The following is a 7822-nucleotide window of genomic DNA, read 5'->3' as shown; positions in this document are numbered from 1 at the left end:
GGCGACACCCCACACCCCCGGAACGGAGCATCCACCATGAACACCACTCTGCGTAAGAGCATCCTCGGCATCGCCGGACTCGCCATCGCCGGTGGCCTCGCCGCCGGCCCGCTCAACCACGACACCCCCACCACCGGCACCACCGGTACCACCGCCGCCGCCGTCCAGGCCGCCAAGCCGGACACCGGCACCCTGATCCCGCACGGCGTGCAGGGCACCCAGTCCCGCGTCGACCTCAACGGCGAACAGACCGACAACGCCAAGGCGATCATCGCCGCCACCAAGAAGACCGGCATGGACGAACGAGCCGCCGTCGTCGCGATCGCCACCTCGCTGCAGGAATCCAAGCTGGAGAACCTGGGCCACCTCGGCGACCGCAACGACCACGACTCGCAGGGCCTGTTCCAGCAGCGCCCCTCCTCGGGTTGGGGCACCGTCGAGCAGATCACCGACCCCGAGTACTCCACCACCGCCTTCCTCAACGGCCTGAAGCAGGTCGACGGCTGGCAGGACATGCCACTGACCGCCGCCGCCCAGACCGTGCAGGTGTCGGCATACCCCGACCACTACGCCCAGTGGGAACAGCAGGCCGCCGACCTGGTCGCCCAGCACTGGACCAGCTGACCCGACAGACATTCCTCCACAGGGGGAGCAGGAAACCGCTGGCCGGCATCCACCAGGATGCCGGCCAGCGGCGTGTCCGATCCGGGACGCGGGCTACCGGCGGCGGACCCGCCAGCGCTGTGCGAGGGCGGCCACGCTGCCCCAGATTCCGCGCCGGAACAGCAGGACGACCAGGACGAAGATGCCGCCGGTCACCAGGCCGATCGTCTCGAACCCCGAGTACGACAGCCAGTCCTCCAGGCGGACCAGGATGGCCGCACCGAGCACGCCGCCCCAGAGGGTGCCGATGCCACCGAGCACGACGACGATGACGGCCTTGCCCGACGTGGTCCAGTGCAGTGCGTCCAGTGAGACGAACCGGTGGCCCATGACGAACAGCCCCCCGCCGAGCCCGGCGAGGAACGCCGAGAGGACGAACGCGGTGAGCTTGTAGCGGTGCACCGGGTAGCCGAGGGCGCGGGCCCGCGCCGGGTTGTCGCGGATACCGACCAGCACCCGACCGAACGGCGAGTGCACGATCCGCCACGCGGCGGCCAGACCGAGGATCACGATCGGCAGCGCCGCATAGTAGAAGTAGTACTCGTCGCTGAGGTCCAGGCCGAACAGCTCCCGCGGCACGCTCTGCAGACCGTTCTCCCCGCCGGTGACGGAGCCCCACTTGTTCGCGATGTAGTAGATCATCTGCGCGAAGGCGAGGGTCACCATCGCGAAGTAGATCCCGGTGCGCTTCACCGCGAGATACCCGATCGGAACGGCGAGCACCGCCGCCACCAGCGCCCCGGCCAGCACGGCGACCGGGAAGGGGACGCCGGCGTGGATCGCCACGAGCCCCGTCGCGTACGCCGACGTTCCCCAGAAGGCCGCGTGCCCGAACGACATCAGGCCGGTGAAGCCGAGCAGCAGGTCGATGGCGACGGCGAAGAGCGCCCAGCACAGGATGTCCACGGCGATGGCCGGGTAGAGCCCGTTGGGCAGCCACAGCGCGACCGCCAGCCCGACCAGGAGCAGGGCGTAGCGCACCCAGCCGGGAGCGGCGCCCACCGCGCCCAGCGCGGATCGTGGCACAGCGGCGGCGGGACTCTCCGCCGGCTGCACGGTCGATGTCTCGCTCATGCCGGCACTCCGCTGCGCTCCGTGCCACCATGAGGCACCACCGCACCGCGTCGATGATTCGCTCGCTGACGCTCGCTCATGCCGGCGACTCCTCCCGTCCGAACAGGCCGGCCGGCCGCCACAGCAGCACGACGGCCATCACGATGAACACCAGGGTCTGCGCCAGGATCGGCGCCGTCTCCGACAGGTAGGCCTCGCCCCATGCCTGCAACAGGCCGATGCCGAAGCCGGCGGCCACCGAGCCGAAGATGGATCCGAGCCCGCCGATCACCACGACCGCGAAAACCACGATGATCAGGTCGGTGCCCATCAGCGGGTTGACCGCCCGCATCGGTGCGGCGAGTACCCCGGCGGCGCCGGCCAGGGCGATGCCGAAGCCGAACACCGGCGTCACCCAGCGCCCGACGTTGATGCCGAACGCCCGGGTCAGTTCGGGCCGCTCCGTGGCGGCCCGGACCACCATGCCGATCCGGGTGTGGGTCAGCAGCCACCAGACCCCGAGGCAGGCCAGGATGGCGAAGCCCAGCACGAAGACCCGGTACGTCGGGAAGGTGAACAGACCGAAGTCGACCGAGCCCTGCAGTCCGGCCGGGGTGGCGTACGGGCTGGACTGCACGCCGTACCGGCTCTTGACCAGGTCCTGCAGGATCAGCGTCAACCCGAAGGTCAGCAGGAAGTTGTAGAGCGGATCCAGCCGGGTCAGCCGGTGGATGAACGCCCGTTCGAGCGCCATGCCGAACAGACCCAGTACCACCGGCACGATCACCAGCGCGCCCCAGAACGGCACCCCGACCTCGGTGAGCAGCACGTACGCCCCGAAGGCGCCGAGCATGTAGAAGGCACCGTGGGCGAAGTTGACCACTCGCAGCATCCCGAAGATGACCGCGAGCCCGAGGGCGAGCAGGGCGTAGAACGCCCCGCCCACCAACCCGTTGAACGTGTGTTGCAGGAAACCGCTCATCGCCTCGTCACATCTTGCAGTCGGCCGAAGGGCTCGCGAACGCCTGCTCGGCGGGGATGGTCTTGAGGATCTTCACGTAGTCCCACGGCTCCGTGACCTCGGCGGCCGGCTTGACCTCGGCCAGGTAGGCGTCGTGGATGACCCGGTGGTCCTCGGCCCGGATCTTGCCGTTGCGCAGGAAGACGTCCTCGATCGTCTTCCCCTCGAGCTGCTCGACCACCTTGTCGGCGTCGTCGGTGCCGGCGGCCTGCACGGCCTCCAGGTACTGGAACGCCGCCGAGTAGTTCGCGGCGTGCGCGAAGGTCGGGCGGGCTCCGGTCTCCTGCTGGAACCGGTCGGCGAACTCCCGGTTCTTCTGGTCGAAGTTCCAGTACCAGGCGTCGGTGTAGGTGGTGCCGGCCAGCGCGTCAGGCGTCAGGGAGTGGATGTCGGTCAGGAACATCAGGCCGACGGAGAGGCTGACGCCCTTCTCCCGCAGCTTGAACTCGTTGTACTGCTTCACCAGGTTGACCAGGTCGGCACCGGCCTGCATGGTGCCCAGCACGTCCGGCTTCGGGTTGAGCGTCGGAGCCTTCAGCAGGAAGGTGGAGAAGTTGTCGTTCGGGAAGGGCGTCGGGTCCTTGCCGACGATGGTGCCGCCCGCCGCCTGCACCGCGGCGGAGAAGCTCTTCTCCATGTCCTGCCCGAACGCGTAGTCCGGGTAGACGATGTACCAGTTCTTGGCGCCCTGCTCGGTGACCGTCCGGCCGGTGCCGTTGGCCAGCATGTAGGTGTCGTACGCGTAGTGGAACGTGTACTTGTTGCAGGCCTTGCCGGTCAACTCCGTGGTGGCGCCGGTGATGTTGAAGTACGGCTTCTTCTTCGCCTTCGCCACGTCGGCCACCTTCAGCGCGGCCGAGGAGGTGGGCACGTCGAAGATCGCGTCGGCGCCCTTGCGGTCGTACAGCTCGGCCGCCCGGTTGTTGGCGATGTCCGGCTTGTTCTGGTGGTCGGCGAACTCGACGCTGATGTTGTCGGTGATCACCTGGTCGCCGTGCTTGGCCTTGAAGTCGGCGATGGCCATCTCCACGGCCTTCACCGAGTTCTTGCCGGACAGTTCGGAGTAGACCCCGGACTGGTCGTTCAGGACGCCCAGCACGATCTTGTCGTCGGTGAGCTTCGAGTCGCCCGAGCTCTGCGGTCCGCCGCCGCCGCAGCCGGCGATCAACATCGTGACGGCGGAGACCGCCGCCAACCCTGTGGTTCTACGCATGCCCGTCCCTCCATGTCCGCGCCGGGCGCGGCTCGCTGTCCCTGTCGAGAAATTCATCAGATGCCGAGGTACGACAGCAGCTCGCGCTCGCGCGACCGCACCTCGGAGTTGTCCATCGCCTCCGCGATGCGCCCCTCGGCCAGCAGGTAGTGCCGGTCGGCGACGCCGGTGGCGAAGTGCAGGTTCTGCTCCACCAGCAGCACGGTCACGCCGTGCTGCTTGGCCTGCCGCAGGATCTCGCCGACCTGCTGCACCAGCAGCGGAGACAGGCCCTCGGTCGGCTCGTCGCAGAGCATCAGTCGGGCGCCCATCCGCAGCACCCGGGCCAGCGCCAGCATCTGCTGCTCGCCACCGGAGAGCATGGTGGCCGCCGAGTCGCGCCGCTCGTAGAGGGCGGGGAACGCCTCGTACACCCGCTCCAGCGACCACGGATCCGGGCCCACCGCCGGCGGCAACGTGAGGTTCTCGGTGACGCTGAGCGTGGCGTAGCTGCCCCGATCGTCAGGTACCCAGCCGAGTCCGAGCCGGGCCCGGCGGTAGGCCGGCAGCTTGGTGACGTCACGCCCGTCGAGTTCCACCGTGCCGCGCTGCCCGGCGTGCAGCCCCATCGCGCAGCGCAGCAGGGTGGACTTGCCGGCGCCGTTGCGCCCGACCAGGGTGACCACCTCGCCGGTGGCCACCTCGAGACTGACGTCCCGCAGCACCTGCGCCTCGCCGTACCAGGCGGACAGGTTCTCAATGCGCAGCATCTGCGGCTCCCAGGTAGGCGGTGATCACGCGCTCGTCCGCGCGGACCTGTTCGTACGGGCCCTCGACGAGGACCCGGCCGGCCTGCAGGACGGTGACGGTGTCGGCGAGCCGCCCGACCACACTCATGTTGTGCTCGACCATGACCACGGTCCGGCCCGCGCGGATGCGACCGATCAGGTCGACGGTGCGGTCCACGTCCTCCAGACCCATGCCGGCGGTCGGCTCGTCCAGCAGCAGCACCTTCGGGTCGAGTGCCAGGGCGATGGCCAGTTCCAGGGCCCGCTTACGCCCGTAGGCCAGCGCCTCGGCCGGCGCGTCGGCCAGCTCGGCGAGGCCCACCATGTCGAGCAGCTCGGCCGCCCGGTCGGCGTAGCGGCGCATCAGCTTCGCCGAGCGCCAGAACTGCCAGCCCAGCCCGCTCGGGCTCTGCAACGCCAGCTCGACGTGCTCGCGGGCACTCAGCTGCGGAAAGAGACTGGTGATCTGGAACGAGCGGGCCACCCCCAGTCGGGCGACCTGCTCCGGGGGCAGGCCGGTGACGTCCCGGCCGGCCAGCTCGATCCGCCCGTCGGTGGGCCGCAGGAAGCCGGTGAGCAGGTTGAACAGCGTGGTCTTGCCTGCGCCGTTCGGCCCCACCAACGCGTGCACGCTGTCCGGCGCGACGTCGAGGTCGACAGTGTCGACCGCCCGGAAACCCCGGAAGTCGCGGGTCAGTCCGCGCGCCGACAGGATTGCTTGCCCGGTCATCGCCCATCCTTCGGTTACCGGCAACGACCAGTTCGGTGATCGGGGTCACAGGGCCGCCGCGTGCAGGAAACCTACGGCCCGGCCAACATGTCGATCTATGTCGATGATCGACATATTTCGGGTTCCCCAGGGGTGCGCCAGCCCCACCCGCAGGGGCAGCGCACCGCCGCCGAGACCATCGACGCCGGCAGGCAACGGCAGCCCCTCCGGTAAGACATGTGTCGATACCACCCTCCGGCGGCCCGATCTTGACCACGGCAGCTACGTTGATGATCAACACAGCAGGCCACCCCGAAAGGTCCGGACACATGCCGTTCGGCTTCACCCTCGCGATCGTCGCCGCAGCCGTCGCGATCATCGCCGTCGCCGTCGCACTCCTCAGCTCGCAGCGCAGCCTGCGACAGACCGCCGTCCTGGCGGCGGTCGCCGCCCTGGCCGCGACAACCCTTCTCACCGTGGCGTCCAGCGCCCACTCGGTACCGATCCGCTCGGTCGGAATCGTCACCAGCTTCGGCAAGCCGACCGGCGAGGTCACCGGGTCCGGCCTGAAGTGGGTCGCGCCGTGGCAGCGGGTCGGCGAGTGGGACGCCGGGCGGCAGAAGTACGACCACATCGGCGACAGCAACTGCGTACGGGTGCGTACCGGCACCCTCGCCGACGCGTGCGTCGAGGTGCTGGTCGAGTGGCAGGTCCGGCCCGAGAACGCCCCGAAACAGTTCATGGACTACAAGGGCGACTTCGACAGCTTCCGGGGACAGCGGGTCGGCGTGCAGCTGGACAGCGCGGTGAACGACGCCTTCACCGCCTACAACCCGCTGGAGCGGATCGACGGACAGACCGGCAACCTGAACGTCGACCTCAAGCCCTTCTCGGAGAGCATCAAGACCAACGCGGAGGGCCGGCTGGCCGACGACGTCGACATCCTGTCGGTCACCATCACCCGGGTCAACCACGACGACAAGACCGAGGGCAACATCAAGGCGTTCCAGGACAAGCTCGCCCAGACCCGCAACCTCGAACAGGACCGCCGCAACGCCGAGATCCAGAAGCAGATCACCGAGACCAACGCCAAGGTGGACAAGGTGACCCGCTGCTTGGAGATCGCCGAGAAGAACGGCAGCACGCCGGGCCTGTGCATCAACCCGGGCATCGTCACCGGCACCGCCAAGTGACCCCGCCGCCTTGCGGCCCTCGCCGGTAGCCCGGCGAGGGCCGCAAGGCCGCCGGTCAACTGGCCGCCGGTCAACTGGCCGCCGGTCAACTGGCCGCCGGTCAGCTGGTCAGCGCGTCCAGGGCGAGGTCGACGTCCTGCTGCGTGGAGTAGAGGTGGAAGGCGGCCCGGACCCGGCCGGCGCGCACCGCCGCGCGGACGCCGGCCCGTTCGAGCTTCTCCTGCGCACCGGGCACCTCCACGGTGACGATCGCGCTGCGCCCGGGTGGTTGCCCCAGTCCCGCGAGGAACCGGTTGGCCAGCGCCACGTCGTGCGCGTGCACCGCCGGCACCCCGATCTCCAGCAGCAGTTCCAGCGCCGGGGCCGCACCCACCCAGCAGAACCAGGCCGGCGAGATGTCGAACCGGCGGGCGTCGTCGGCGAGCCGCAGCGGCGGTCCGTAGTAGGACGAGTGCGGGTCGACGCCGGCGTACCAGCCAGCGGCGTCCGGCCGTATCCGCTCCCGCAGCGCCGGATCGAGGTAGGCGAACGCGGTGCCCCGCGGACCCATCAGCCACTTGTACCCGCCGACCACGACCACGTCGGCACGAGCCGCCTCGAACGGCAGCCAGCCGCACGCCTGGGTGGCGTCGACCGCGACGAGCGCGCCGTGCGCCCGGGCCGCCGCGACGATGTCGTCGTACGCGGCCACCGCACCGTCGGCGGACTGCACCACGCTGAACGCCACCAGGTCGGTGTCGGCGTCGACCGAGGCGGCCAGCTTGTCCAGCGGCACGGTGCGCACCTCGACGCCTCGGTCCTGCTGCACCAGCCAGGGGAAGAGATTGGAGGTGAACTCGACCTCGGGGACGACCACCCGCGCACCGGCGGGCAACGCGGCGGCGACCGGGGCCAGCAGCTGGGAGACAGTGGCGCCGACCGCCACGTCGACCGCCGGCACCCCGACCAGCCGGGCGAACGCGGCCCGGGACCGGTCGGTCGCCTCGCTCCAGGTCTCCCAGGGTGCCCGCCCCACGCGCCAGCCGGCCAGCGCCTCCTGCAACGCCTCCCAGGCCGGGTCGGGCGGCAACCCGTAGCTGGCCGTGTTCAGCCAGCCGGGCTGCGGTTGCCACAACTTCTGCGCCTGCTCCAGTTCCACGCCCACCGACGCTAGTCGCCCCGACGACCCGCGCTGAGCGCCAATCCCACCCCCGTGGCCCCCAC

At 69.9% G+C, this 7822-nt stretch carries 8 protein-coding genes; 2 read left to right on the top strand and 6 right to left on the bottom strand.

The window, feature by feature from the left end; all coding sequences use genetic code 11:
- The first annotated feature begins 36 nt into the window (after window positions 1–36).
- The gene (locus C1I95_RS30040) at window positions 37–624 is read left to right on the top strand and encodes a hypothetical protein (protein WP_111218950.1); all 588 of its coding nucleotides are present in this window, start codon (window positions 37–39) and stop codon (window positions 622–624) included.
- 93 nt (window positions 625–717) lie between these two features.
- On the opposite strand, the gene C1I95_RS30035 is transcribed toward C1I95_RS30040, so the two are convergent.
- The 5 genes from C1I95_RS30035 to C1I95_RS30015 form a co-directional block, all read right to left on the bottom strand.
- Window positions 718–1737 carry a branched-chain amino acid ABC transporter permease gene (locus C1I95_RS30035; protein ID WP_111218948.1) on the bottom strand — a complete coding sequence of 340 codons (1020 nt, stop codon included), beginning with the start codon at window positions 1735–1737 and terminating at the stop codon, window positions 718–720.
- A gap of 76 nt (window positions 1738–1813) precedes the next feature.
- Window positions 1814–2698: a branched-chain amino acid ABC transporter permease gene (locus C1I95_RS30030; protein ID WP_111218946.1), complete on the bottom strand. Its 885-nt coding sequence runs from the start codon at window positions 2696–2698 to the stop codon at window positions 1814–1816.
- Window positions 2699–2705: 7 nt separating this feature from the next.
- The gene (locus C1I95_RS30025) at window positions 2706–3950 is read right to left on the bottom strand and encodes an ABC transporter substrate-binding protein (RefSeq protein WP_111218944.1); all 1245 of its coding nucleotides are present in this window, start codon (window positions 3948–3950) and stop codon (window positions 2706–2708) included.
- A gap of 56 nt (window positions 3951–4006) precedes the next feature.
- Entirely contained in the window at window positions 4007–4699 is a 693-nt protein-coding gene (locus C1I95_RS30020) for an ABC transporter ATP-binding protein (RefSeq protein ID WP_111218942.1), read from the bottom strand.
- Complete coding sequence (locus tag C1I95_RS30015; protein WP_111218940.1) at window positions 4686–5447, bottom strand: ABC transporter ATP-binding protein; 762 nt, start codon at window positions 5445–5447, stop codon at window positions 4686–4688. Before C1I95_RS30015 ends, C1I95_RS30020 begins: the two co-directional genes overlap by 14 nt.
- 308 nt (window positions 5448–5755) lie before the next feature.
- Between C1I95_RS30015 and C1I95_RS30010 the strand changes: the two genes are divergently transcribed.
- On the top strand, window positions 5756–6619 hold the full coding sequence (locus C1I95_RS30010; protein WP_111218938.1) for an SPFH domain-containing protein: 864 nt from the start codon (window positions 5756–5758) through the stop codon (window positions 6617–6619).
- A gap of 100 nt (window positions 6620–6719) precedes the next feature.
- On the opposite strand, the gene C1I95_RS30005 is transcribed toward C1I95_RS30010, so the two are convergent.
- Window positions 6720–7757, bottom strand: coding sequence for an aminotransferase class V-fold PLP-dependent enzyme (locus tag C1I95_RS30005; protein ID WP_111218936.1), 1038 nt, complete (start codon window positions 7755–7757; stop codon window positions 6720–6722).
- Between the last annotated feature and the right edge of the window lie 65 nt (window positions 7758–7822).

The sequence above is a fragment of the Micromonospora craterilacus genome, from assembly GCF_003236315.1.
GTDB lineage: Bacteria > Actinomycetota > Actinomycetes > Mycobacteriales > Micromonosporaceae > Micromonospora > Micromonospora craterilacus.
Note: the sequence above shows the minus strand (reverse complement) of the source record. Positions and strands in the feature narration are given on the sequence as shown.

What these genes read in the sequence shown, in the direction of transcription:
- C1I95_RS30030 (WP_111218946.1), bottom strand. Translation starts at nt 2,698, where the DNA reads ATGAGCGGTTTCCTGCAACACACGTTCAACGGGTTGGTGGGCGGGGCG.
- C1I95_RS30020 (WP_111218942.1), bottom strand. Translation starts at nt 4,699, where the DNA reads ATGCTGCGCATTGAGAACCTGTCCGCCTGGTACGGCGAGGCGCAGGTG.
- C1I95_RS30035 (WP_111218948.1), bottom strand. Translation starts at nt 1,737, where the DNA reads ATGAGCGAGACATCGACCGTGCAGCCGGCGGAGAGTCCCGCCGCCGCT.
- C1I95_RS30040 (WP_111218950.1), top strand. Translation starts at nt 37, where the DNA reads ATGAACACCACTCTGCGTAAGAGCATCCTCGGCATCGCCGGACTCGCC.
- C1I95_RS30025 (WP_111218944.1), bottom strand. Translation starts at nt 3,950, where the DNA reads ATGCGTAGAACCACAGGGTTGGCGGCGGTCTCCGCCGTCACGATGTTG.
- C1I95_RS30015 (WP_111218940.1), bottom strand. Translation starts at nt 5,447, where the DNA reads ATGACCGGGCAAGCAATCCTGTCGGCGCGCGGACTGACCCGCGACTTC.
- C1I95_RS30010 (WP_111218938.1), top strand. Translation starts at nt 5,756, where the DNA reads ATGCCGTTCGGCTTCACCCTCGCGATCGTCGCCGCAGCCGTCGCGATC.